This is a genomic window from Streptomyces sp. NPDC002476 (assembly GCF_042889785.1).
In the GTDB taxonomy this organism is placed as follows: domain Bacteria; phylum Actinomycetota; class Actinomycetes; order Streptomycetales; family Streptomycetaceae; genus Streptomyces.
Genome location: NZ_JBIARH010000003.1, coordinates 94,354 through 118,139 on the forward strand (window position 1 = coordinate 94,354; position 23,786 = coordinate 118,139).

The 23,786-nt window shown below is 68.0% G+C and carries 19 protein-coding genes and 1 pseudogene; 8 read left to right on the forward strand and 12 right to left on the reverse strand.

Annotated features, from left to right (window positions below):
* The 4 genes from ACFYXM_RS04290 to ACFYXM_RS04305 all read left to right on the forward strand — a co-directional run bounded on the left by ACFYXM_RS04290 (window position 1) and on the right by ACFYXM_RS04305 (window position 5,651).
* Window positions 1-1,212: a DUF3631 domain-containing protein gene (locus ACFYXM_RS04290; RefSeq protein WP_385697515.1), complete on the forward strand. Its 1,212-nt coding sequence runs from the start codon at window positions 1-3 to the stop codon at window positions 1,210-1,212.
* 180 nt (window positions 1,213-1,392) lie between these two features.
* Window positions 1,393-2,103: a hypothetical protein gene (locus ACFYXM_RS04295; protein WP_385697513.1), complete on the forward strand. Its 711-nt coding sequence runs from the start codon at window positions 1,393-1,395 to the stop codon at window positions 2,101-2,103.
* Window positions 2,093-3,739: a relaxase/mobilization nuclease domain-containing protein gene (locus ACFYXM_RS04300; RefSeq protein ID WP_389286711.1), complete on the forward strand. Its 1,647-nt coding sequence runs from the start codon at window positions 2,093-2,095 to the stop codon at window positions 3,737-3,739. Before ACFYXM_RS04295 ends, ACFYXM_RS04300 begins: the two co-directional genes overlap by 11 nt.
* Before the next feature lie 325 nt (window positions 3,740-4,064).
* On the forward strand, window positions 4,065-5,651 hold the full coding sequence (locus tag ACFYXM_RS04305) for an endonuclease NucS domain-containing protein (RefSeq protein ID WP_389286714.1): 1,587 nt from the start codon (window positions 4,065-4,067) through the stop codon (window positions 5,649-5,651).
* Window positions 5,652-6,050: 399 nt separating this feature from the next.
* Here ACFYXM_RS04305 and ACFYXM_RS04310 read toward each other — a convergent pair whose 3' ends face one another.
* The 4 genes from ACFYXM_RS04310 to ACFYXM_RS04325 form a co-directional block, all read right to left on the reverse strand.
* The gene (locus ACFYXM_RS04310; RefSeq protein ID WP_385697507.1) at window positions 6,051-6,596 is read right to left on the reverse strand and encodes an HAD domain-containing protein; all 546 of its coding nucleotides are present in this window, start codon (window positions 6,594-6,596) and stop codon (window positions 6,051-6,053) included.
* Window positions 6,597-6,627: 31 nt separating this feature from the next.
* Window positions 6,628-7,320 carry a class I SAM-dependent methyltransferase gene (locus ACFYXM_RS04315; protein WP_389286716.1) on the reverse strand — a complete coding sequence of 231 codons (693 nt, stop codon included), beginning with the start codon at window positions 7,318-7,320 and terminating at the stop codon, window positions 6,628-6,630.
* 1 nt (window position 7,321) lies between these two features.
* On the reverse strand, window positions 7,322-8,233 hold the full coding sequence (locus tag ACFYXM_RS04320) for a phosphotransferase family protein (protein ID WP_389286718.1): 912 nt from the start codon (window positions 8,231-8,233) through the stop codon (window positions 7,322-7,324).
* A gap of 80 nt (window positions 8,234-8,313) precedes the next feature.
* Window positions 8,314-9,063: a hypothetical protein gene (locus ACFYXM_RS04325; protein ID WP_389286720.1), complete on the reverse strand. Its 750-nt coding sequence runs from the start codon at window positions 9,061-9,063 to the stop codon at window positions 8,314-8,316.
* A 222-nt stretch (window positions 9,064-9,285) separates the two neighbouring features.
* Between ACFYXM_RS04325 and ACFYXM_RS04330 the strand changes: the two genes are divergently transcribed.
* A complete protein-coding gene (locus ACFYXM_RS04330) occupies window positions 9,286-10,641 on the forward strand; it encodes a tetratricopeptide repeat protein (RefSeq protein WP_389286722.1) in 1,356 nt (451 codons plus the stop codon).
* A 1-nt stretch (window position 10,642) separates the two neighbouring features.
* Entirely contained in the window at window positions 10,643-11,173 is a 531-nt protein-coding gene (locus ACFYXM_RS04335; protein ID WP_389286724.1) for an NUDIX domain-containing protein, read from the forward strand.
* A 26-nt stretch (window positions 11,174-11,199) separates the two neighbouring features.
* Here ACFYXM_RS04335 and ACFYXM_RS04340 read toward each other — a convergent pair whose 3' ends face one another.
* Window positions 11,200-13,389 carry an ATP-dependent endonuclease gene (locus tag ACFYXM_RS04340; protein WP_389286726.1) on the reverse strand — a complete coding sequence of 730 codons (2,190 nt, stop codon included), beginning with the start codon at window positions 13,387-13,389 and terminating at the stop codon, window positions 11,200-11,202.
* Window positions 13,390-13,790: 401 nt separating this feature from the next.
* Between ACFYXM_RS04340 and ACFYXM_RS04345 the strand changes: the two genes are divergently transcribed.
* The gene (locus tag ACFYXM_RS04345; protein ID WP_139216355.1) at window positions 13,791-14,000 is read left to right on the forward strand and encodes a hypothetical protein; all 210 of its coding nucleotides are present in this window, start codon (window positions 13,791-13,793) and stop codon (window positions 13,998-14,000) included.
* On the opposite strand, the gene ACFYXM_RS04350 is transcribed toward ACFYXM_RS04345, so the two are convergent.
* From ACFYXM_RS04350 to ACFYXM_RS04380, 7 genes and pseudogenes are all read right to left on the reverse strand, one after another.
* Window positions 13,986-15,164, reverse strand: coding sequence for a caspase family protein (locus ACFYXM_RS04350; protein WP_389286729.1), 1,179 nt, complete (start codon window positions 15,162-15,164; stop codon window positions 13,986-13,988). The two genes, ACFYXM_RS04345 and ACFYXM_RS04350, sit on opposite strands and share 15 nt — an antisense overlap.
* Window positions 15,161-15,520, reverse strand: coding sequence for a hypothetical protein (locus ACFYXM_RS04355; protein ID WP_389286731.1), 360 nt, complete (start codon window positions 15,518-15,520; stop codon window positions 15,161-15,163). Before ACFYXM_RS04355 ends, ACFYXM_RS04350 begins: the two co-directional genes overlap by 4 nt.
* Window positions 15,521-15,660: 140 nt before the next feature.
* Window positions 15,661-16,290: a DUF6000 family protein gene (locus ACFYXM_RS04360; protein WP_389286733.1), complete on the reverse strand. Its 630-nt coding sequence runs from the start codon at window positions 16,288-16,290 to the stop codon at window positions 15,661-15,663.
* A gap of 3 nt (window positions 16,291-16,293) precedes the next feature.
* Entirely contained in the window at window positions 16,294-17,025 is a 732-nt protein-coding gene (locus ACFYXM_RS04365; RefSeq protein ID WP_389286735.1) for a HEAT repeat domain-containing protein, read from the reverse strand.
* Window positions 17,022-17,402 (reverse strand): CPCC family cysteine-rich protein, encoded by a 381-nt coding sequence (locus tag ACFYXM_RS04370; protein WP_389286737.1) that lies wholly within the window; start codon window positions 17,400-17,402, stop codon window positions 17,022-17,024. The genes ACFYXM_RS04365 and ACFYXM_RS04370 overlap by 4 nt, the downstream gene beginning before the upstream one ends.
* Before the next feature lie 539 nt (window positions 17,403-17,941).
* Window positions 17,942-20,650 carry a glycosyl hydrolase family 65 protein gene (locus ACFYXM_RS04375; RefSeq protein WP_389286739.1) on the reverse strand — a complete coding sequence of 903 codons (2,709 nt, stop codon included), beginning with the start codon at window positions 20,648-20,650 and terminating at the stop codon, window positions 17,942-17,944.
* Window positions 20,651-20,808: 158 nt separating this feature from the next.
* Window positions 20,809-21,914: pseudogene (locus ACFYXM_RS04380) on the reverse strand (pyridoxal-phosphate dependent enzyme).
* A 257-nt stretch (window positions 21,915-22,171) separates the two neighbouring features.
* Here ACFYXM_RS04380 and ACFYXM_RS04385 point away from each other — a divergent pair.
* Window positions 22,172-23,755, forward strand: coding sequence for a S8 family peptidase (locus tag ACFYXM_RS04385; protein ID WP_389286741.1), 1,584 nt, complete (start codon window positions 22,172-22,174; stop codon window positions 23,753-23,755).
* The last annotated feature ends 31 nt before the right edge of the window (window positions 23,756-23,786 follow it).

Sequence of the window (23,786 nt, forward strand, 5' to 3'; positions counted from 1 at the left end):
ATGAGCGGTGAGACGGCCGACGAAGGAGCCGCACTGCTGAATGACCTCCGTGCGGCGATCGGCCGGTACGTCGTACTGCCGAGCGACGAGGCCCTGACCGCGGTCACCCTGTGGGTGGCGGCCTCCCACATCCAGCCCGCCCTCCAGCACGCGCCGCGCCTGGCGGTGGTGGGGCCGACCAAGGGGTGCGGCAAGTCCCGTGTCCTGGACGTGCTCCACGAGACCGTGTCCCGGCCGATGATGACGGTGAACACCTCGCCGGCGGTGGTCTTCCGGATCATCGGCGAGGACCCGCCGACGCTGCTGGTGGACGAGGCCGACACCATCTTCGGCCCCAAGGCTGGCGACAAGGAGGACCTGCGCGGCCTGCTGAACGCCGGACACCAGCGCAACCGCCCCGCCTGGCGGATATCCGGCCCTGAGCACAAGCCGACAGCGTTCCCGACGTTCGCCATGGCCGCGCTGGCCGGCATCGGCGACCTACCGGACACGATCATGGACCGCGCCGTCGTGCTCCGCATGCAGAAGCGCAAGCCCGGCGAGAAGGTCGCTCCCTTCCGCTCCCGGCACTCCGTCCCGGAACTAAACGCCCTGCGCGACCGACTGGCCGCGTGGCTGACCCCACTGCGCGGGACAGCGCACAGGCTGGTGCCACCGATGCCGGTCGAAGACCGGGCCGCGGACACCTGGGAACCCCTGGTCATCGTCGCCGACCTGGCCGGCGGCCACTGGCCCACCCAGGCCCGTGCCGCCTGCCTGGCGATGACCAGGAACGAGGTGGTCCAGGACGAGCAGACGACGCTGAAGACCCGGTTGCTCCGGGACATCCGCCGAGTCTTCGAGCAACAGGGCGACCAGGAAGCGCTGCGCAGCCACGACCTGCTCGCCGCCCTCATCCAGGACGCCGAGGCACCCTGGGCCGAGTACGGAACGAAGGGCCTGAACGCCTACCACCTGGCCAACCTGCTGCGCGACTTCGGCATCAGCCCGGCCAACCACCGCTTCGAGAACGGCAGGCAGGCGAAGGCATACGCCCGCAACCAGTTCCTCGACGCCTGGGCCCGCTACTGCCCTGACCCCGCCCAGCCAGCCCCCGCAGCCGGCGAGGCCGCGCCCACACGTCGGGCCCAGGGCAAGCCGCTGGCCCCTCCGTCCGGGACGCTGCCCATCGGCCCGCCTGGCGGGCCTGCCGGCCCCAGGCCCACTCGCTGACACCAGCTCCGTATCAATCCGTCGCATCCGTCCCCGCGCAGGTCAGCGCGGGGACGGAGTTCCTCGCCGATACGGATCACTCCGTACCTGCGGTCGCCTCCGTACCTGTCCTGACCAGCTACGGGACGGATGCAACGGACGTGACGAAGCCCCACCCCACACGACCACCGGAGCACCACCATGCCCGAAACGAGCACCGAGAACACCTCCATCCGCCGCCGCAAGGGATTCTTCGGCCTGACCCGCCGATCAGCAGCAAGCTGGAGCGAACGAGCCTCTAACGAGGCTTCGTCCGCGCTTGCCCCCGCCCCAGGGGCGGCGGAGGAGAAGGCCGAGCGCCAGGGGGCGCCCGAGCCGGAGGAGGGCGTAGCCGAGACCCGCTGCCCGCCCGCAGCCGACTCCATCGCCCCTCGCACCCAGCCGCCGGCCGATGCCCAACCGCCCGTCGAGCAGCCCTCCTGGCGAGATCTCGATGCCCCCGTCCTGCCCGCGCTGATGAACCGCAAGCGCACCGTGGAGAAGCGCGACCAGGAGAAGACCATCCGCTTCACGCGGACCGCGGTCGGTGTGATCAGCGCCGCCGCTCACCAGCGCGGTCAGAAGTTCGCCGGATTCGTCGGGGACGCCGCCCTGGCCGTTGCCCTCGGCAAGGCGGGGCTGGTCGGCAGCCCGGAGGACGATCCCATCCGTCCCTTGATTGAGGCCGTCGAGGCACACACGGTCGCGCTGAACCGCATCGGCGGCAACCTCAACCAGATCACCGCAGCCATCCACCGAGGCACCGTGCCCGAGCGCGCCGAGGCCGTACTGGACCACGTTGAGCAAGCAGCCGAGAACAGCTACCGACTGATCGACCAGCTCCTGACGGAAGGCACCCGGCATGGTTCCTGACGTCTCCACCGGCTCCGACTCCCGCGGACTGATCGTCTACCTCTTCGGCCCCGGCCGCCGCGACGAACACACCGACCCTCACATCGTCGCCGCCTGGGACATGGCCGGCGCCCCCGGCCCCGGCCGCGACCCGGCAGCCACCTACACCCAGCTCGCCAAACGCCTCGACCACCACGTCGACCTGCGCACCCGCGAGCTGGGCGGCAAGAAACCACCTCAGCACGTCTGGCACTGCCCCGTCCGCACCGCGCCCGGTGACCGCTACCTCACCGACACCGAGTGGGCCGAGGTCGCCCGCCGCATCGTCCACGCCACAGGCATCGCCCCCGAAGGCGACGCGAAGGCGTGCCGGTGGATCGCGGTACGCCACGCCGACGACCACATCCACATCATGGCCACCACCGTCCGAGCCGACGGACGCCGCCCACGCACCCACCACGACGGACAACGAGCCCAAGCCGAATGCCGCAAGATCGAAGCCGAGTTCGGCCTGCGCCGCCTGAAGTCCGGCGACCTCACCGCGCCCCGCCCCCCCACCGGCGCCGAACGCGCCAAGGCCGAGCGCCAGGGCCAGACGGTCACCGCACGACACTGGCTGCGCGAGCAGGCGTACGCGGTCGCCGCCGCCGTACGAACCGAAGCCGACTACTTCACCGTGCTGCAGTCCCTCGGCATCAAGGTCAAAACACGCCTCGGCCCCGAGACCGGTGACGTGATCGGCTACAGCCTTGCCGCACCAGGCGACACCAACGCGGCCGGCGAACCCGTCTGGTACGGCGGCTCGAAGCTCGCCCCCGATCTCTCCATCAACCGCCTACGCGAACGCCTCCCCGACCAGGATGTGGTCGACCGCCCGCGGTATGTGGCGGACCCCGCCGACCCATGGCGGCACACCACCACCGCAGTCCACACGGCACGCACCGTCCTCGACTCGGATGACGATGCCGTCGCCCAGGGCCACCTGACCGCCTTCGGCGACGCCCTGTACAACATCGCAAGCGCCACGACCGGCCCACACCGGGCGGAACTACGAGCAGCGGCGACGGCGTTCAACCGCGCCCGCCGCTCCGCCACCCGCGCCGACCACCAAGCCGCCACCGCCCTGCGCAAGGCCGCCAAGGAACTCGCCTACGCGTCCAGCGAGCCGGGTGGGCTCGCCATCGCCCTGATCTTCGCCACCGTGCACCTGGCCCGCGCTGCCGCCAAGTGGCATGAACAGCGCGGCCACGCACAGCAGGCCGCCACACCCGTCCTGGCGGACCTGGCCCGCCGTGCACCACGAGCCGCAACCGCCCACCGCTTCGAGCAGGACGTTCGTGCGGCCCTCCCCGACCACGCCGACCGGATCCTCGCCGACCCCACTTGGACCGCCCTGACCACCACCCTCGCCCACGCCGAAACCGCCGGCCACAACCCCCGGCACCTCCTGGCCACGGTCGGCACCCTGCGGGAACTCGACAGTGCCGAGCGCCCCGCCGAGGTCCTCAACTGGCGCATCACCGCTCAGCCGAACAGGCGGACGCAAGCGGCTCGCAGGCGAAGTACGGTCAGCGGCACGTCGTCCATGTCCGCCACACCAATCCCACCGGCCACACCAGTGGGCACGAGGCCCGAAGAGCACAGTCGACACCGCTGACCCCGGCCGGATGCCCCCGCCACGCATCGTGGCGGGGCACCGGGTCGAGTTCAATGGCAAGCTTCATGATGGTGCTGTCCTCTGCGGCCCGCACGATGATCGCCGCGGCCGTAGCCGCCCGGCAGCCCCAACGTCGTGATCACCACTGCTCGGGCTACGCGCGAGCTCACCCACGGGGCGAACCTCCCGTCAGACGCTTGTGAACCTGGCTTCGTTGAGCTGAGGTCGAGAACGGGTCAGGATTGTCAGACCGATCATCTACTGTCAAAACCTGATCAGTTCTCAACTGACCTGCTGACCCGGAGACTTGTATGAGGTGTGCGACGTGGATGTTCCGTACGAGGCACGACTGCGCGACATGCTGGCCGACCTCCTGCCGCTCATCGAGCCGAGTCTTCGGTTGATTGGCACGGAGTACCCGCTGCCCAATGCTCATGGAACACGCGGGCGTATAGACATCCTGGCCCGAGACGGCCACGGATCGTGGGTGGTGATCGAATTGAAGCGATCCGACTCGACCTCGGCCCGCGCCCTTCATGAGGTCACGAAGTACGCCGAGCTGTTGCAGCAGGAGTTGGGGCTCCGCAAGGACCGCATCCGCGCGATGATTGTCTCCACCACTTGGCACGAACTGCGCGTCCCGGTGAGCAACATGGCGAGAGACTGGTCCCACGATCTCCGCGGGTACCAACTCACATTGGACGACAACGGCGTTCCTGTGCGCGCGGACCGGGTGGAATTTCTCGAAGCGGCGGTACCGCCTCGGGTCACCCCACATCACTTCATCTACTTCTACAACTCCCCGGAGGAGCGATCGAAAGGCTGGAACGAAATTCTGGCCACATCCGCCGAGGCGGGAGCGCATGATCTCCTCGCGGCGGACTTCCGGCGCATCTCACAGAAAGACCTTGTGGTCGCACCGTACGGCCTCTATTTCGCAATCGGGCGTCTGGACCCCGATGAAGCGCCAGCATGGCTCGATGGCAATGAGACGGATTCGTACGAGGAAACTGGGGGGTATCCCCTAGAGTACTCGGCCCTTTGTCATATCACCCGGAATGTCTTCGCAGCTGGCTATGATACGGCCCGCCCCGGCGTGCTCCGGCATCTGGCGGAGAACCCGCACTGGGAGATTGAGGGCTATCGGGCGGCAGGTGAATTCGAGAAGCGTACTTCGCTGGACGAGCGAGATCTTCTCCGCGACCTGAACGGTGACGAAGAGGGAATCGGCGAAGTTCTCTACACAGGCTCCGCGCGTACCACGGATCGTGGAAGATGGCCGGCTTTCCGGGAGGAGAGCAGGATGTGCTTTGCGGGGAATCCCGATTGGGAGAGGCTCGTGGGACGGTGGCTGGACGACGTCTCGGCTGATGCCGTAGAGCGGGATGTCATGCTCCACGTGTACAACCCCTGCGACCTGATTCGATCCCTGGTGCACGGATGGCCTGACAAGCTCTCAAACCTTGTTCCGATGACCTTTGGAACGGCGCTTACCCAGGATGGCGTCAACCGCACGATCCATGGCTCGCTCTATTGGGACGGCATTCCGCACACCAATGTGACTGACCGAGTAAGGTTGGTTTATCGAGACGCTGTGCACTGGCAGGCCCACCGACTCATGGATGCGGCCTGGGTCACCGATCTTGATCTCCTTAACCTTCTCGGTCTTCGTTACGTACTCATCGAGCAGATTGGGGGAAATCCATTGAACATCTCCGAGGCGCGCGAACTCCGACTCCACTTCGTAAAGGACGCGGACCTCTGCACACTACCGATCCCCTGTGAGGGGTCGCAGCTGCGCGACGCTGGCTGGAACGGCGCCTACTCGCTCGATACATTCCTGGAAAAGTACAAAGATCAGTTCGATGCAATGATTTCGACATATCGATCCGGATTTCATTTCGCGCCCTGATGTTCCACAGTGATCGGCCAGCGGGTCACTTCGCGCGATCACTAGAATCCGGAGGTCATGGGGTCAATCCCCTGGATAGTTGATAGATGCCAACAAATTGCTGGTCGAGAGCAATATCGACGAGTAATTTTCGTTGGCGAGTCAATAGAAGATCGATCTCAACGGCGCAAGTCCCCACTATGGAACGCCGAAGCCGCCGCCACCACTCCGCCGCACGCGGCTATGCCCTCGGCCACCCTGGATGCAGTCGGCGTTCGCTGACTCCGCCATCAGCGGCGCCGATGAAAATCCCTATCACACTGCCATCTCGTTCAGAATGCCGAACGGTGCCCAGTCGCAGGCAGCGCCCACAGTGCACCCTGATGCCCTCGCTGCTCGTGGCAGCGAGGGCATCAGTCGTCAGGCGGCGTGGGCCGCGGGCAACTGCGAGGCCCACGTCGTGACCTCGGTCAGGTGCTCGGGCTGCAGCCCGAGGTGCGGGTCGGGCTGAATGAGGAGGGTCGCCGTTCCCTTCGCAGTGCGTTCCACCGCCCATTCATGGTCGAGGCCGGTGAAGTCGTCGTCGATCCATACAGCAGGGGCGTCGCCGAGCCAGGCGTCGACGTGGTCGCGCTTCCAGAGGTAGCCGTTGGGGTGGCTGGTGGTGATCTGCGGGCGCGGCAGGTCGACGTACGGCAGCACCGGAAGGCCCAGAAGGGGGCCGATGAGGGTGGTGGCGTCCTGCCGCCAGCTGGTGCACCAGACGGGGGTGACCAGGCCGGTACGGATCACGTCCATGAGCAGGCGGCCGTGGGCAGGGTGGAGCCAGACGGTGACCGGGTTGTCGGCGCTGCGGCCGGTGGGGACGACGTCGTGGCGGGCGTGTGTGGCCGGGGTCGAGCCGTGCTCGTCGGGGAAGGGTATGAGGACGCCGTCGATGTCGAGGAGCAGGTAGGGCGGGCGCATCGGTCCTCCATAGTCCGGATGAACGCGGCTGTCAGAGCTTGCGGGCGCGGATCAGCAAGGTGGTGGGCCAGTGGCCCATGCGGGGGTCGTTGAACTCCTGGGCCGAAGTGAGCCAGAAGCCCGCCCGGCTGAGGTGCCTCTCCCAACGGTCGGTATCGAACTCCCATCGAGCGATGGGGAGCCGAGTGTGGTCGGGCAGGGTGACGAAGTCGCGGCGGGGCCGGTCGTCGCCCGAGGGGCTTCGGCCGCCACGCTGCGGGTGCGGGACGGAGAAGGCGAGCACCCGGCCGGGCGTGAGGCGCTGGGCAATGGCCGGGAGCAGGAGCTCGGGCGCGACAAGCCCGACGGCGCCGAAGGCGGAGTAGATCGCGTCGAACTGCTCGTCGGAGGCTTGCAGGTAGTGCAGGGCATGGCCAGCTACGAAGGTGAGGTTGTTCAGCCGTCCGTAGTGGGAGCGGGCGCGGCGGACCTGCAGGCCGACCAGGTCGATGCCCGTGACGTGGGCGCCGTGGTGGGTGGCGAGGTGGGCGGCGTTGTGGCCGGGGCCGCAGCCGAGTTCCAGGAGTCGCTTGCCGCGCAGGTCGGGGCCGAGGATCTCGGCTCCGAGCCCTTGGCCGGGTCGGGTGGTCCATTCCATCCGGGCGGGTACGGAGAGGGGTTCGGCGAGCCCGGCAGCGGTGCGCTGGAGCGCGTGGGCGTGCCATGGGGATGCCTGGGCGAGCACGTCAGATCTCCAGGAGGTGAAGAACGTCGATGAGGTGGCGGCGGACGGCCTTGGTGTAGGCGGGGTCGGTGGCCGAGTCGTTGATCCAGCGGATGGCCTGTTCCATGAACCACTCGACGGCCCACATGCGGTGCCAGCCCAGGGCCCAGTTCTCGGCGGTGAGCCCGCCGCGCGGGGCGAGGGCGTCAGGGGTGCCGCCGGCGGTGACGTACTGCTCCAGGAAGACGCGCAGACGCACGGGGCGCGGGGGCTCGAGGGTTCCGTGCCAGCTGGCGAGGTCGAGCAGGCCGGGGCCGGTGAAGGCGCGAGCGAAGTCGAGCAGCCGCCAGCCACACTCGCCGATGTGGAGGCTGGTGGGGTGGAACTCGGAGTGCACCCAGCCGAACGGTTCCAGCGTCGCTCCGGCCGAGCGGGCCTCGGCGGCCTGAGCGATCCGGTCGAGCGCGTCCTCGACGTCGTCGGCGTCCTGCCACCGGTCGGCCTTGCGCAGCCGTTCGAGGTGTTCCAGCGCCCGAGCCGGGAGCGTGCGCAGCCGGTCCTGGTCGAGGACGGGCAAGGGCGGGGCCGTACGGGTGCCGTGCAGGATCACGGCTGCGGCGACGCCGTCGAGGTCGTCGGCCTCGCGGACGGAGAGTCCGAGGTCCTCCATGAGCATGCCAAGCCAGCCGTCCAGGACGGCGGAGGCGTGAACCTGGGGGACGGGTACGCCGAGGGTGTGGGCCAGGCGGAGGGCCTGGTCCTCGCTGTCGAAGGGCTTCTTGGCGTACTTGAAGATGGCCGTGGAGCCGTCCGGGAAGGTCACGCGCTCGATGCCGGACATGGACCACACGCGCACCTCCTTCCGTGCGGCGGTGGTCTGGCCGGTCGCGGTGAGCAGGTTGTCGAGGAGTTCGGCGCTGGGGTTCGTGGTCACGGGCGGGCTCCGGGGATGGGTGGTGGCGTCCGGGGCGGGCGAGGGATGCCGGCCCGCCCCGGAGCCCGATCGGGTGGTGGCTACGCGGCGGGGTTCACGCGGTGGGCATAGACCTGCTCGATCCAGCCCGCCTTGAAGGCCGCGAGGTCGTCGCGGAAGTTCGCCATCGAGGCACCGTAGGGCGCGACCACGCCGCCGGACTGGTCCGGCACGGACTGGCAGCCGTGCACGAGTCGGCCGCCGAGCGCGGCGTGGGCCTTGATGGACTCGATCCGGCGGTGCTCGTTGAACCAGCCGCCGTGGTAGACCTCGTCGAGCATCCCGCCCATCTCGGCGTCCAGGTCGAAGACGACGGAGGTGGCGGCGGGGAAGAACCAGCACGGGCCGACGTTGGAGATGTGCCCGTCCAGCTCGACCTTGTTGAGCGCCATGAGCGTGGCCGCCTCGCGGAGCATCCGCAGGTGGTCGGCGGTGATCTGCGGCAGGCCGAGGCAGGCCAGGTGCTCCTCGCGGAAGAGGTACGCGTACACCTCGTACGCGGTGGCCAGGACGCGGGCCGCGTCGGAGGTGGATTCGCTGTGCTGCTTGATGAAGTCGAGCGCGAGCTGCTCGACCGCGCTCTCGGTCGTCTCGTCCACGTCCAGGAGCTGGGACTTGACCAGCTTCCAGTCGGCGACGAGCCAGGTGTTCGACTCGAAGCGGAAGAAGTACTCGGCCGGGTCGATGGTGATGCGTCGGCCGTCGACTTGGATGCCGGGCAGGCGGCTCCAGCGCGGGTCGAACGCCTCGGGCAGCTCGACCGTGATGGCCGTGGTGTCGATGGTGGTCACCGTGTCTCCGTCTCTGTTCGTCCGGACGCGGGCACAGGAATGCCCGAGCCTGGTGTGGGCGTACGGAATTCGGGGTGCCGCCCGGACCAAGGGGGAGCCTGGATCACGGTCGCGCCGTTCCGGGCGGCTGCTGATAAGTGAACCGGTGGTCACGCTCAGTGGGTACGGTGGAAGGCAGTTGGAGCGGTATACGCGGTTTACAGCTCCGGAGTGGAGGCGATCGTGGCGGCGCCGAGAGAACCCAATTCCCGTCTGCGTGACGTCATCGCGGCGGTCGACTGCACGTACGAGGCCCTCGCCAGAGACGTGCGGCGCATCGCGGCCGAGAACGGCGAGATCCTCCAGACCAACAAGTCGGCCGTCTCGCACTGGGTGAACGGCACCCGCGCCCCGTCGGGCCGGGTAGGTCAGTACCTGGCCGAGGCGCTGTCCCGACGAGCGGGGCGCACGGTCACCCAGACCGAGATCGGCCTCCAGACCAGCGGTGACGAAGAGCCGGCGGAATCCGACCCTGTCCTGGCCGCCACCGACCTGGGCCGTGCCGACGTTGAGCGCCGCCGCTTCCTCGCCATCGCGGCCTTCACCACCGCCGGCGTCGCCATGCCGCTCGGTTACGACCACGAAGCCACCGCCCGCATGCTCCGCGCAAGCACGGGCACGTCGCTGGTCGGCGTGGAGGACGTGGACGTCGTACGGCAGATCACGGCTGCCTTCAGCGCGGCCGACGAGCGCCTCGGCGGCGGGCACGGACTGACCACCGTCACCGCGTACCTCGCCGACACAGCCGCCCCCATGCTGCGCGGACGCTTCCCCAGCGAAGCCTTACGCCGGGCCGCCTTCGGCGCCGTCGCCGAACTCGCCTACCTCGCAGGGTGGAAGCACCACGACCTTGGCCAGGAAGGCGCCGCCCAGCGCTACTACCAGGTCGGCTACAAACTCGCCTGCGAAGCCGACCCCCACGGCCACGCCGCCTGGATGATGCGCGCCCTCGCCCACCAGGCCCTGAGCCTCAAGCAGCCCCACCACTGCGTCGACCTCGTCGAAGGCGCCCTGCGCACAGGGCTCGGCCATGTCGACGGCCAGACCGAGGCCCTCCTCCACATCACCCACGCCCGCGCCTACGCAGCCACCAACGAGAACCCGTCGGCCGCACGCGCCCTGCTCGCCGCCGAGGACGCCCTCCTCCGCGACGACGGCCCCCAACCCAGCTACTCCCGCGTCAGTGGTCCCGCCGCCGGCACCGTGGCCAGCCACACCGCCCGCACCCTGACCGACCTCGCAGACCACATTGGCACCGAGCAGCAGCACCGAGACGCCCTCACCCGCTGGGACCCGGAGAAGTACAAGCGCGTTCACGCCCTCACCCACGCAGACCTGGGCGACAGCCTCGCCGCCCAGGCGCGCGCCGACGAGGCCGTCGCGGCCTGGACCCAGGCCCTGGTCCTCATGGAGGGCATGACCTCCGACCGGACCCGCAAGGCGATCGCCTCGATCCGCTCCACGCTCGCGGTCTACCAGCGCCGCCGCGTTCCCGGCGCCGCCGATCTCGCCCGCCGCGCACGCGAGGCCCTCGCCTAACATGCCCAACAATCCGCCCGACGAAGGGAACACCGTGACTCAGCAGACCGACGATCAGCCGAAGGCCCTCCAGCCGGCGCTCGAATCGATGACCCTGCTGGTCGCCGCAGTCATCGTCCACGACAAGGCCACCAACCGCGTCGTCCTCCTCCAGCGCAGCGAGAACGCCAAGTTCGCCCAGGGAATGTGGGACCTCCCCGTCGGCAAGAGCGAGCCGGGCGAGCCCATCACCGAAACCGCGGTCCGCGAGCTCTATGAGGAGACCGGCCTCACGGTGAAGCCCGAGTCCCTCAAGGTCGCCCACATCATCCACGGCGCCTGGGGCGTCGAAGCCCCCAACGGCTTCCTCACCGTCGTCTTCGCCGCCCACGAATGGACCGGCGAACCCGAAAACCGCGAACCCCGCAAGCACTCCCAGGTTCGCTGGGTCGACGCCAGTGACATTCCGGAAGCATTCGTCGAAACCACAGCGAGTTCCCTCCACGGATATCTATCTGGCAGGTCCCAGGTCTCGCTCGATGGCTGGCGCTGAGTGAAGGAAGGGAGTGTTTTCCCAGTCTATTGAGAAGTGTGGGTGGTCCGATCTGATTTTGCTTGCTTGGGAAAAAAGTGCTGCGCATTGTCGCCGGATTGGGTTGATCTGAAGAGGGATTCGAAGATCGCCTCGAATTCGCATTCATCTGAATCCTTGAACACGGCCAGCCCCTTGATGTCATCGGCGGTCACGTGCCGTTCGCAGAAAGATCGAGCGCGATCGTTCTTGTTCGAGGACTCGTTGTTCTCTAGCGGCGGGTAGTAGTCCTCAATTGTGCCGCGCTCCCATACGTAAATGTCATCTTTCCGTAGTTCCTGAAGTAGCTCGATCTTCATGCGCCTAAGGTCAGGATCGGCAGCCTCTTCGAGAACTTTCCGCATGGCGCCCGAGGTAGATCGCGCAAAAAACGCGCTGACAGCGGCGTCGAGATCCTCCCATTCGCAAAGCCCTTGAGCGTATTGCTCTCGTGCCACCCTGGCCCGCTTCCAGAGATCCTGCACAGCGCCGTTAGTGCGCATGCTCTTGAGTGTCTTTCCGGAGGGGTCGGTTTCTGAAGCGGCTGCAATTTCTTTTGCCTTGGCGATGAGTCGATCCCGCAGTTGGTGACAATCTTGGCTGGCTCCCAGTTTGTCAAAACCTTCCGCTAGGACGTCAAGGTCGGCGAGTACCGCAATCCGCATTTCGAACTGAGTGAAGAAACTTCTGTAGCGGGCGATGCTTCCCTTTCCTTCGACCTTCGCGATCGCTGTCGCACGCTTCTCGAAGTCCCATTCCGGATTGAGGGTTCGAGCGATGTGCGGGATTAGGATGTGGTCGCTCGGTCCCTCTACGAGCAAGACAGAGTTCGCAAAAAATGCCGCCTCGTTGTTTTCGTGCTTGATGATCTCAAATTGATCGCGTGCCTCAATTTTTGAAAGGTCGATCACGCGTGTCCGGCTTGCCGGCGGATCCAGGGAGTGGTCCTTAATGACCTTTACAAATGTTCCGGTCGCCCCAGGTGCGAAGAACGACGGCGAGTGGGTGCTGACCAGGACGTCGTTGAACTCGGAGAAGAACGCCAAGGCTTCGAACAGCTTCCGCTGTGCCTGGGGGTGCAGGAATACTTCGGGTTCCTCGAAGAGGAGTAGGCAAGGTTGCTGAGAGCTGTCTGCCGTGACTGGTCGTGCGGTTTTCATGTCGACATACGCACGAAGGATGGCGAATGCGACCGACCTTCGAAGGCCGTCTCCTTTGGTCCTGAAATGGCCGGTGACTCCATCGTCGATGGAGATTTGCGCTTCTTCGAGAAGGCTACGCAGACGTGGAGGCGGGATCTCAAGGCGGACGCTTGCTCGTGGGAAGGATTCCTGGAGATTTCTCTGGATCAGTGATTCAATTTGTCGAACTTCAGAAAGGCGCTGGTCTGACTCCTCGCCGTCTTCGTTCGTGGTTACGTTCAGCTGCCCCCGGAGCGCCTCAAACGAGGATTCCAGCTCGGGAAGCTGGTGCTCGATCTGCCCGAAAAGTAGACTAAGGAGCCGCCCAAATGTTGCCGTGGATGTCGTCTTGAGCTCCTCGTTGAGCTCTTTGACGGCAGGAATGTAAATTGATTCCGGGAGTAGCGGGGCGATCGATTTGTCCATCCCGGTTGGCAAAGCGTCGTCTCCAGTGACGAAGTCATCTTCACCGAGTGATTCAATTACCGTGGCGATCTCGCGCCTCACCGCTGCGCGGCTGATCTTGCCCTCGATTTTATGGGCAACTTCTGGGTACGTGACCTTCACGTTGGCGGCGATGACTTCGGGAGGTAGCCCAGACTTCAATGTGTCGTCGATTACGACCTTCGTGTACCTGTGATCCCGGGGAACCCGCGTGACGACCAGGAAGGTCCCCTTCCCCGGGCCCTTATAAACTTTAGCGAGCGTGATACGCCCGTCCCGAATTTCCCTCTCGATTCGAGTTCGGTGCCCGTCTTCGAGTCGCTTCAGATCGGCTTCGCTGACCTCGGAGAAGGAGAGTTGAATTCGGATCGAGCGACTTCTGTCGAGAAAGTCGGTGTCGACTGCGGTCCCCGACTTTAGGAACATATTCAAAGCCTGGAACACGGACGACTTTCCGGCGTTGTTCTCGCCGATAAGGCAGCCGAATCGAGAGAAAGGGATGTCCACGTGCGTGAGGCCGCGGAAGTTCTCGATTTTGATCGTCTCGAGGCGCATGGTGCTCCAGTTGTTCAAGCCGCAGAGCGATCATCGTAGAGGCACATGAGGGACTGGCGGGCGTGATTCCGCACCACAGGTACCGGAGCTCGACGCTCGTGGCCGCGGGCTGGGCGAGCCCTGTGGCCCCACTGCCCTGTCGGTACTGTGCCGTTGAGTTCCGAGTGGGGCAGGCGTTGGAGGAGCAGTTCCGGCCAAGGTCATGCGTCGGGCAGCATGTGCCGGCATGGTGGGCACGTCGACCGAAGGCAGTAGGAGTGGTACTCGTGAACCTGTGGCGCGTGATCCGCTGAGCACGCAGCCGATCACGGCTCCATGGTCCGGAATCAGCCGTGCGTGCTGATTCCTCCTCGGGGCGGACGGGCCGCTGTCAAACTGTGTCTAGGGATCAGGTGGCAGTGTCGTTGGGGGAGAGCGCAGTGGCGCAGAAGAGCGACAAGCCCTACTACCGGGCAGGGCACTGGGTGCGGCCGTCGGCCGCCAAGCAGGTGAAGAAGCCTGCGACGGGCGTTGTGATTGCGGCGGCGTTGCTGGCTATTGCCGCTTGGAACACGGTCTTCGGCGATGACAGCGAGGCACCTGCTCCGGCTCCGCAGCAGGCATCTCCGACTGCCTCAGCTACTCCCTGAACGGTGATCTCGGCTGCGACCGTTTCGCCGGGACACTCTTCCGGTCAACCGCTGCAACGTGGTGGGCTTCTGGTTCTGGCGTGGTTGCGGGACGGTGAGCGCCGAAGCGTCGGTCGTCGTATCCGTTAGCAACCGCGTCCAGACGGCATGCCACTCAGCGACCTGCTGATCCGGCACGCCGCAGGCGGACAGATACACCGCTGTGGTGTGCCAGGTCTTGGGAAGGCTCTCGCGGTTCAAAAGACGGCTGACGGTACCGGGTGAGATGCGCCCACCGGAACGTTGGCTAACCATCTGATGGGTGAGACCGCTCGTCACACGAACATCGGCCAACGACTTGAAGAAACCCCTGACAGTGCGGATTCCCGAGGGACTCGGCCAGGAGCGCCCTGTGGCTGGCTCCCCGTCAGTAGACGGGGTGGTCGCGGTTGTCGGCAGGCAGGCCAGGTTGCGGCCGAGAGCGAGTCGGGCCGCGGTGTTCCTGCCCCTCGCCTGTGGGTCGGGACGTCCCTTAGCCGCCAGCCTGATGCGCAAGTGCCGGTACAGCGCTTCAAAGTCGATCAGCTCAGGCCCATTGGGGATGCCCGTCTGAAGCGTGGCGAGGAGCTCGCCGGTGAACGCGGTGAAGGTCTCGTCCGGCGGGGCGAGTGCTTGGCGTGTTTCTGCAGCAGCGGCCAGCAGGAATGTCCCCTCCACGGCCGCCTGATCGGCCAGATCTGATGGGCCGCCCATCGTCCCGAGGGCCAGACCGCTGTAGCAGCAGTCGAGGACAACGACACATCGATCGGCCCGGCCGTTCAGGAGAGCCTGCCGTATCCACCGATAGGGCAGTCCGGTCTCCACGCGTTGCTGCTTGGACTGCGGCATGGCCAGATAGAGGTCCCCTTCGGGGTCGACCAGCCCATGACCGGCGAAGTAGATCAGCACGGTGTCGCGCGCTTGCTCGGCTGCGGCTCGCACTGCGGCCATGGTCATCTCTGCGGTCGTGGGGTTGGAGAGGATCGTGCAATGCTCCTGCGGCAGGGTCCAAGAGGCGGGTCCGGTCAGCGCCTCGGCCAGAGCGGTCAGGTTGTTGGACACAGCCGGCAGCGACTCCAGGTGGTCGTAGTGGCTGGTGCCGATCAGCACGGCTCGGGTCGCGCCGGGGTCGGGCAACACGCTCATGTCCCAGGTGCCTCATCCTCGGTCGAGGTCTCAAGGGCACGAATGACACGTTCGATCTCGGCATCGCTGCCCTGGGTAAGAACGATCACGGTGTCACCCCGCCTGATCTCGATCCGCGGGTCCTGGGGCCTGGTTCGCTTCCAGGCGGCCAGTGCCACCACGAAGGAGGCAGCGCTCCATCCGTTGTCAGTCACCAGTTGGATGACGTCCAGCAAACCGCCCATGTGCCCTGGCTCGGGAGGCTTCTCCTGGAGTGTCAAGGAGGACGACCTGCGGATCTCTCTGTCTGCCCCCAGCCACTGGTGCAGTGAACGCAGCTCGTCTGCCTCGGCCCCTACCCGCACGTCGATGCGCATGGTTCCCCCTGTCTCCGCGTGTCGGCGGTCTTCCGCATTTCCATCGTCGGGCAGAACCGGCTTTCCTGTGTGCGTTTGGCTTGTTCAGGCCCTTAACTGGTGGGAACTAGGGGGCCTGGGGGCAGTGATTGCACCGCGACCTACAGGCGTCGCCAGCCGTTGGCGAACTCGCATTGGAGGTCCGTCCAGCGGCGCTGTTCGGCGGGGATGTGGCTGGGGTAGCCGAGGCGTCCCACGCCCTTGACCCACTCGTCCCAGAGGCCGTCGGGCTCTGTGAAGCGGTCGGCGTGGTGGGTGCCGAGGAAGGCGTCGAGGCGGAGGAGGGCACCGAGGGCGGCGGGCTGGTCGTAGTGGAGGTCGGTGCAGGGGAGGTAGTGGTCGAGGTAGGCGGTGAGGATCTCGGCGTCGGCGTGGGTGCCGAAGCGGGCCAGGGCGAAGCAGTATGCGCTGCCGGAGTAGCAGACCTCGCTGGCCAGGAGCAGGTCGCCGATGCGTGCCCGGAACCGTTCGCGGCCGTCGACGCCGATCAGCCAGGCGGCGGTGAGGCGCGAGCGCCATTCGTACCCGAGGAGGGCTTCCAGTTCCTCGTCGGTGATCGCGGCGGCGTCATTCAGCAGGTGTCGGGTGAAGCGGGTGGTGTGCCACCACCGGGGGCCCAGGAACCGCCCGCCGTTCAGTACGAGGTAGCGCGGGAGGCCGCCGTACGTCCTCGTCACGTAGCTCTCGACCACATGGCCGTAGCCGACTTCCTCGGGGTGCTGGGACGGCATCGGTCACCTCTCCGGGTTCAGGTCGGTGCGGTCGATCCAGATGGGGGTGACGAAGATGTTGTCGCCGACGGGGGCTTCGGAGGCTTCCAGCAGGGACCAGGTGCGGGACTCTTCGACCAGGTGCTCCCAGGGCGCGGTCCAGTCGAGTTCCCAGTCCAGACCGGTGCCGGAGACGCCGTATGTGCTGCCGGCGTCCACCCGCCAGAACTGGGAGTAGAGGATCACCTGGGAGTGGTCGGCCAGGTCGTTGATGATCTCGGTGAAGTGGGCCGAGGGCCAGCCAGGGACGTTGTCCGCAGCAGTGGGGCGTAGGCGCGCGGTGAGCGGCGGGACGACGGGGGTGCGTGCGCCGAGTTCGGTCAGGGCCCAGCGGATGCCTTCCGGCTCGCTCCAGTCCGGTGGCGTCGCCCGCTCCAGGCAGGCGCGATAGGCGCGGCGCACGGGCTCGACCGCGCCGTCGATCTTCAGGCTCGCCAGGGCCATCGCCGCCCATTCCCGGACGGTGGAGTCGTCGCTGCGCAGGAGGGTGATCAGGATGGGGCCGCAGCGTGGGTCCGCCACCTCTTCGAAAACCTCGATGGCGGTCAGCTGACCGAAGCCGCCGAGGGAGGGCAGTCCGTTGATGATGGCGGGGATGGCGTTGGAGCCGATGCCGATCAGTTCCGCGCGGGCGTCGTACGACGGGCCGGTCGAGTCGTCGAGCTGCTGGATGAGTCTCTCGATGTGAGTGGTCATGGGTGGTCCCGGCGCCAGAAAGTAGGCAGCCACCAGCAGAGCACCGAGTGGTCATCGGGCCAGGGGGCGCGGTCCTCGGCCGCCCAGTCCTCGAAGGAGTCCTGTGCCAGATCGATGGGGCGCCAGGCGGGGTCGAGGGGCTCGTCGTCGGCCGGAGGGCGGACGTACCGCCGGCCGTGTTCGTCGCAGGCGCCGAAGTCCCGGTAGTTCCGCTGGGCCTCGATCAGGGAGACCTTGTTCGCCCCGCCTGCCATGGTCGGCCATCGGAACTGGACCCCGTCGTCCTCCCAGAAGCAGACGGGGCAGATCTCGTACGAGCCAGGCATCGCGCCCAGCACGCGGTGCCCGCAGCACGGGCAGGGGTAGGAGTCGCTCACCCGCGCAGTCTCGTTGCAGCTCCCGCCGGGGTGCCATGGATTTCTCTGCCTCGGGGTGCCCAGCCAGTCCGCAGCCAGTCCGCAGGACACCCGTAAACGGCCATCGGGAGCCAACGTATGCCAACGAGGAATCCCAGGTCAGGTCCCTGTGCTGAGCTCCGCCGCAGGTCAGGATCAGACCGCAGACATTCCGCTTCAACGTGCGAGTAGGTGAAATGGCACCACGTCGCTGACGTGGCAAACATGCAGGCCAGAAGGGGGCGGCTCCTCCAGGGGCGGCCCCTTCGCCGATCCCGTACTGGGTTGGTACTGGATATTCGGACCTGGCGTCAGGAGCGTTCAGGCGTCGTAGGCGGTGGACCGCTGGCCGACGTGTACCGCCCACACCACCAACTCGCCGTTGTCGATCGTGTGGATCTGGCCGACACCCATCCCCGGAACCAAGCCCGGCTCCTCTCCGGCATCACCAGCTCGTCGTCGTCGGAGACGGCGGAGCGCCCGGTGGTCGGGAGCGGGGCGTGGAACCCCGGAAGCGCCCCTCACGGCTGTCTGACCGTCAGCTCCCGCACACCCGGCGGCTTTTCCGGGTCCGGGGCGGTGACCGTCAGGCGCACCAGGCGGGCCGTCGCGCCCGGGTGGTACGGGTGCCAGACGGTGCCGGTCGTCGAGGTCTCCAGGCGGTACGGGACGGAGCGCGCGTCCGTCCATTCCGGCTGAACGGAGGTGACCGGGGCGGCGCGCCCCAGGTCGACCGTCAGCGAGCCCGTCGCGCCGTCCGGGGACCAGGAGGTGGCCGGGCTGCCGTCGACGGCGGCCACCGCGTACAGGCCGGGGGACTCGGAGGTCGCCGTCACCGGACGGCAGCGGGCCGCGTCCGTCGTGGCGGCGAGGTCGGGGCGGCGGGTGGGGAGGGCAAGGGCGCCGGTGAGGAGGCGGGGGCCGGTGGGGGTGTGGAGGGTGAACGGGGTGCCGGAGGTCAGCCGGACCGTGGTCGTCAGGGGGCCGATCGCGATGTCGAAGACGCGGCCCCGGTAACGCAGGCCCGTCAGCGTGACGCCGCGGCCGAGCTGCGGGGGCAGCAGAGGGTCGAGCCGCACCCCGTCCTCGCGCAGCCGAAGCCCCGTCAGCCCATGGGTGAAGACCTGGAGGAAACCGCCCTTTCCGGTGAGGAAGTCCTCGGCGGGGGCCCCGGCCAGCTGGTCCTGGGCGCCCGCCTTCGTGCCCCGCGCCTCGCTGAACAGGGCGTACGGGCCGCGCACGAACGGGCGCACGGACCGCTGGAGGTAGGTGTACGTCGCGCAGCCGGCCTCGCCGATCGTGGCCGCGTCGATCGCGTGGACCGAGTCCGTCATGGCCGGACCGTCCGGGTCGGTGCGGGGGGCGTAGTAGTCGAGCGTGGCCGCGGCGGCGCCCGGCTTCATCGGCCATTCCAGTGGATGGAGCAGGAGCACCGTGTCGGCCTGTTTGATCGTCGAGCCGTTGTAGCCCGCGTACTGGAGGAACAGGTTGCGCGCCGGGTCGTACGGGATGCGCAGACCGTCCGCGACCCGTGTCCACTCGGCCGGTGCGGGGTGTCCGAGCAGGCGCGCGGCGCGGGCGGCGTTGCGCAGGGCGGTGGCGGCGACGGCGTTGGTGAAGGCCCCGTCGGTGACGCCGTTGCTGTACTCGTCGGGGCCCGCGACGTCCTTCAGCGAGTAGCTGCCGTCGCCGTTCGGGGTGACCCGGGAGGTCCAGAACTCGGCGATCCCTCGGAGCAGCGGCCAGCCGTGCCCGGACAGCCAGGCGCGGTCCCCGGTCGCCAGGTAGTACTGCCAGACAGCGAGCGAGACATCGCCCTGGAGGTGGATCTGGGTGAGGCAGTGCGGGGGGTCCCAGCTGTGGCACTCCTTCCACAGGTCGCCCCGGCTCCCGCTCGTCCACGGGTAGAACAGGCCCCGGTACCCGAGCTTGCGGGCGTTGGCGCGGGCGGCGGCGCGGGTGCGGTAGCGGTACTCCACGATCGAGCGGGCCGCTTCGGGACGGGTGACGAGCAGCCCGGGGTACATCCAGATCTCGGCGTCCCAGAAGATCAGGCCGGCGTAGTCGTCGCTGGTCAGCCCGGTCGGGGCGATGCTGTCGCGGGAACCGGGCCGGGTGGCGGTGAGCAGGCCGTACTGCGCGGATCGCAGCCATTTCCGCAGCTCGGGGCTGTCCGGTACGGAGATGTCGGCCGCCCATGCCCTGTGCCAGGCGGCGGCGTTCGAGGCGAGCACATCCGTCCAGCCGCGCCGGGCCGCGCGCGTCGACGCCGCGCGGGCGGTGGTGCGCGGGTCGGACGAGGTGAGCGTGGTGTCGACGCCGACGTATTTCTCGAAGGTGTACGTGCGCCCGGCGCGCACCTGGCGCGTGATCGTCTGGTGCGCGCCGGTTCGCGAGGTGCCGGTCTGTGGGCTGCCGGTCTGTGGCTTGTCTGTCTGTGGGTTGCCGGTCTGCGGGGTGTCGGACCCGTGCGGCGTGCCCGGTCCGGGGGTGCGCAGGGTCTGGGCGATCGCCCCCGCCGTTCTGGTCCCCCGGGTGCGGAACGTGCCGTCGGGCTCCAGGTCGATGCGGCGCGCGCCTCGTGGGTCCAGCCGGGCGGTGACGGTCGCGATGCCGTTCCAGCGCGGGGTCATGCGCAGCCGTACGGCGCCGGTGTGCGCGTCGGACCGGTCGGCGAGCACTTCGTACGTGAGGTCCGTCGCGCGTCCGTCGGCTGTGGTCCAGCGCAGCGACGTGCGCACCAGACCGCAGCGGAGGAACAGCGTCTGGCGGTAGCGCGAGACCCGGGCCGGTGGTGTGCCGGAGCCGTAGGTCTCGTCGGCGACGCGCACGTCGAGGGTCGTCCAGCTCGGCAGGGCGGCGATCACCTCGCGGCCGGCGGCGAGGTTCTTGTCGCGTCCGTACAGGCCGGAGACGAAGGCTCCGTCGTAGCGCGGGGTGAACAGCGGCCAGCCGGTCTTCTCTCCCGTCGCCGCGTATCCCGCGCCCGCGGCGGGCACCCGGTGGCCGAGGTAGCCGTTGCCGACGTACGGGGTGTAGCCGCCGGCCTCGCCGAAACGGGTGGAGGACAGGGTCCACGCTGGGTCGGCGTCGTGGCCGCAGTCGGTGGTCGCGGGTGAGCGGGGCACGGCCGCGTAGGAGACGGGCGGTGGCGGTGCGATCAGGACACCCGCGACCAGGGACGTCAGGGTTGCCAGGGACGTGAGGAGACAGATGCGCGAGAGGCTCACCGTATGAACGTAGGGAAGCGCGTGCCGGGCGCAGGGGCACGGCGCGCGGCGCACGGGTGAACGCCGGTCCGGGCGCCTCGTCCCGGTGAGAGCTTCGTCTTGGTGTCCCGGTGTCCCGGTGTCCCGGTGTCCCGGTGTCCCGTGTCCGGTTTCCGGCGTCAGGGGGCGAGGCCCGTCTTGAGGCCTGCGCCGCACAGCGGCACGACGATTTCGAGGTCCGTCCGGCCGCCGACCGCCGCCCAGCAGGCGACGCCCGTCGTCTCCACGTAGAAACCCCGTGCGGCCAGGTCCAGTTGGGCCGCGCGGATCTGGTCCTCGGTCACCGTGAGGAAGGTGCCGCGCGACGCGCGCACCGCCGCCAGGACGGCGCGGGCGCGCGGCGGGCAGGGGATGGCGATGCCCTCCGCGAGGGTGGGCGAGGCCGGCGCGGGCGTTCCGGTCGGGGTGCCGAGGAGGTCGTCGGAGCCCGCGTGGAAGGCGGTGGCCAGCGGCGACACGGCCTCGGCCTGGACGGCGATCAGCGCGGGGCGTTCGTCGATCAGTCCCTGGGCGTGGAGTTCGGCGGTGGCGAGGGCGGCCCCGAGGAGAAGGGTGCCGTTGCCGACCGGTACGGCGATGGCGTCCGGCAGACGGCCGCCGAGGTCCTCCCAGAGTTCGTACACGTAGGTCTTCGTGCCGTGCAGGAAGTACGGGTTGAAGACGTGTGAGGCGTAGAAGGTGCCGGGGGCGCCGGCGGCGGCTCGGGCCGCCCGCGCGGTGGCCTCGCGGTCACCGGGGACGATCTCCAAGTGGGCGCCGTGCGCCCGGATCTGCTCGGTCTTCTTCGGTGACGTGCCCTCGGGGACGTACACCGTGCAGGGGAGCGAGGCGCGGGCGCAGTACGCGGCGACGGCCGTGCCCGCGTTGCCGCTGCTGTCCGCGACGACCCGTTCGGGTGCCAGACGCCGGGCGAGTTCGGCGAGCATCACCGCGCCGCGGTCCTTGAAGGAGAGCGTCGGCATCAGGTAGTCGAGCTTGGCCGAGACCGTGCCGGTGAGCGGCACGAGCGGGGTGCGGCCTCGCCGAGGCTGGTCGTGGGAGAGGCGAGGGGCAGCACCTCTTCGTAACGCCACAGTGAATTGACGCGGCCGGTCAGGGAGTTGAGGGACAGCGGTCCGGCAGGCTCGAAGTCGAGGTCCCAGGGGCCGCCGCAGAGGGTGCAACACCAGGTCAGGTAGGTCGTGTCGGCGCGGGTGCCGTCCAGCGGGCAGAGATAGGAAGCCATGCCCGTCAGCGTGTCAGGCGTATGGCGGCTGAAGGGCGAAGGTATGGCATGCGTCAACGCACCCTTGTGCGAATCCCAGGAATCGGTCAACCTTTCGCTGTCGGCCGGGCTTTGGATGCGCGGAACCCGAAGCGTGTGTTTGTCATGTCCATGATATTCGAGCCCATTCGGCTCGATCCGCCCGGCCCCGCTCCACCTTCACCTCCATGACCCCTGGACCCCACACCAGTGCACCGCGATCGAGGAGGAACCCTCGGATGTCAGTGATGCGTCACACCCCCCACGCCCGGCGAAGAGCCGCCGCAGCGAGCGTCATAGCCGGTGCGGCCCTCGCGCTCTCCACCGCGGCGGCGTTCCCCGCCACCGCGGCCGGTCCGGCGGCGGAAGGCCGGATCGAGAACGCGGGTGCCCCGGGCGCCATCAGCGGCAGCTACATCGTCACGCTCGACGAGTCGGCGGCCGACGCGGGATCGGCGAAGGGCAGGTCCCTCGCCAGGGAGTACGGCGCGAAGATCAAGCGGACCTACCACGCGGCCCTCAACGGCTACTCGGTGGAACTCTCGGAGGACCGGGCGAAGAAGCTCGCCGCGGACCCGGCCGTCGTGTCCGTCGTGCAGAACCGGACCTTCAGGATCACCGGCACGCAGCCCTCGCCGCCCTCGTGGGGGCTGGACCGGATCGACCAGAAGAGCCTTCCGCTGAACCAGAGTTACACCTATCCGGACAAGGCCGGTGAGGGTGTCACCGCCTACATCATCGACACCGGTGTCCGGATCACCCACAACGACTTCGGCGGCCGGGCCTCGTACGGCTATGACGCCATCGACAACGACAACACCGCGCAGGACGGCCACGGTCACGGCACACACGTGGCCGCCACCGTCGCGGGCTCGTCGTACGGCGTGGCCAAGAAGGCGAAGGTCGTCGGCGTCCGGGTCCTCGACAACAGCGGCTCCGGCACGACCGATCAAGTGGTCGCGGGCATCGACTGGGTGACGGCGAACGCCGTCAAGCCGGCCGTCGCCAACATGAGCCTGGGTGGCGGGGCGGACTCCGTGCTCGACGCCGCCGTGCGCAAGTCCATCGCGTCCGGCGTGACCTACGCGGTGGCCGCGGGCAACGAGTCGACCGACGCCTCCACCCGGTCTCCCGCGCGGGTCACCGAGGCCATCACGGTCGGTTCCACGACCAGCACGGATGCCCGCTCCAGCTTCTCCAACTACGGCAGTGTGCTGGACATCTTCGCCCCGGGATCGTCGATCACCTCGGCGTGGAACACCAGTGACAGCGCCACCAACACGATCTCCGGCACCTCGATGGCGACCCCGCACGTCGCCGGTGCGGCCGCCCTCTACCTGGCCGACCATCCGGCTGAGAGCCCCGCGCAGGTCTCCGCCGGACTGGTCGCCGCGGCGAGCACCGGAGTGGTGACGAGCCCGGGCACGGGCTCCCCGAACCGGCTGCTGAACGTCGGCAGCGGCACCACGACCCCGCCGGGACCGAAGTTCGAGAACGCGACGGCGTACACCATCCGTGACAACTCCACCGTCGAGTCGCCCATCACGGTCTCCGGTGTCAGTGGGAACGCTCCGGCCACGCTGGGTGTGCCCGTCAATATCACGCACACCTGGATCGGCGACCTGAAGATCGACCTCGTCGCGCCCGATGGTTCGGTCTACAACCTGAAGGCGAGCGGAACGGGCGGCAGCAGCGACGACGTGGTCACCACCTACTCGGTGAACGCCTCGTCCGAGGTGGCCAACGGCACCTGGAAGCTGCGCGTCACCGACAACGCCGGGGGCGACACCGGGCGGATCAACTCCTGGGGCATGCAGTTCTGATGACGGCCTGTCGGGCGGACCGTGCGGCTTC

Excerpts from the sequence above, each read along its gene's own strand:
- ACFYXM_RS04290 (WP_385697515.1), top strand. The coding sequence starts at position 1 with ATGAGCGGTGAGACGGCCGACGAAGGAGCCGCACTGCTGAATGACCTC.
- ACFYXM_RS04295 (WP_385697513.1), top strand. The coding sequence starts at position 1,393 with ATGCCCGAAACGAGCACCGAGAACACCTCCATCCGCCGCCGCAAGGGA.
- ACFYXM_RS04300 (WP_389286711.1), top strand. The coding sequence starts at position 2,093 with ATGGTTCCTGACGTCTCCACCGGCTCCGACTCCCGCGGACTGATCGTC.
- ACFYXM_RS04310 (WP_385697507.1), bottom strand. The coding sequence starts at position 6,596 with ATGCGCCCGCCCTACCTGCTCCTCGACATCGACGGCGTCCTCATACCC.
- ACFYXM_RS04335 (WP_389286724.1), top strand. The coding sequence starts at position 10,643 with ATGCCCAACAATCCGCCCGACGAAGGGAACACCGTGACTCAGCAGACC.
- ACFYXM_RS04350 (WP_389286729.1), bottom strand. The coding sequence starts at position 15,164 with ATGAGCGTGTTGCCCGACCCCGGCGCGACCCGAGCCGTGCTGATCGGC.
- ACFYXM_RS04355 (WP_389286731.1), bottom strand. The coding sequence starts at position 15,520 with ATGCGCATCGACGTGCGGGTAGGGGCCGAGGCAGACGAGCTGCGTTCA.
- ACFYXM_RS04360 (WP_389286733.1), bottom strand. The coding sequence starts at position 16,290 with ATGCCGTCCCAGCACCCCGAGGAAGTCGGCTACGGCCATGTGGTCGAG.
- ACFYXM_RS04365 (WP_389286735.1), bottom strand. The coding sequence starts at position 17,025 with ATGACCACTCACATCGAGAGACTCATCCAGCAGCTCGACGACTCGACC.
- ACFYXM_RS04385 (WP_389286741.1), top strand. The coding sequence starts at position 22,172 with ATGTCAGTGATGCGTCACACCCCCCACGCCCGGCGAAGAGCCGCCGCA.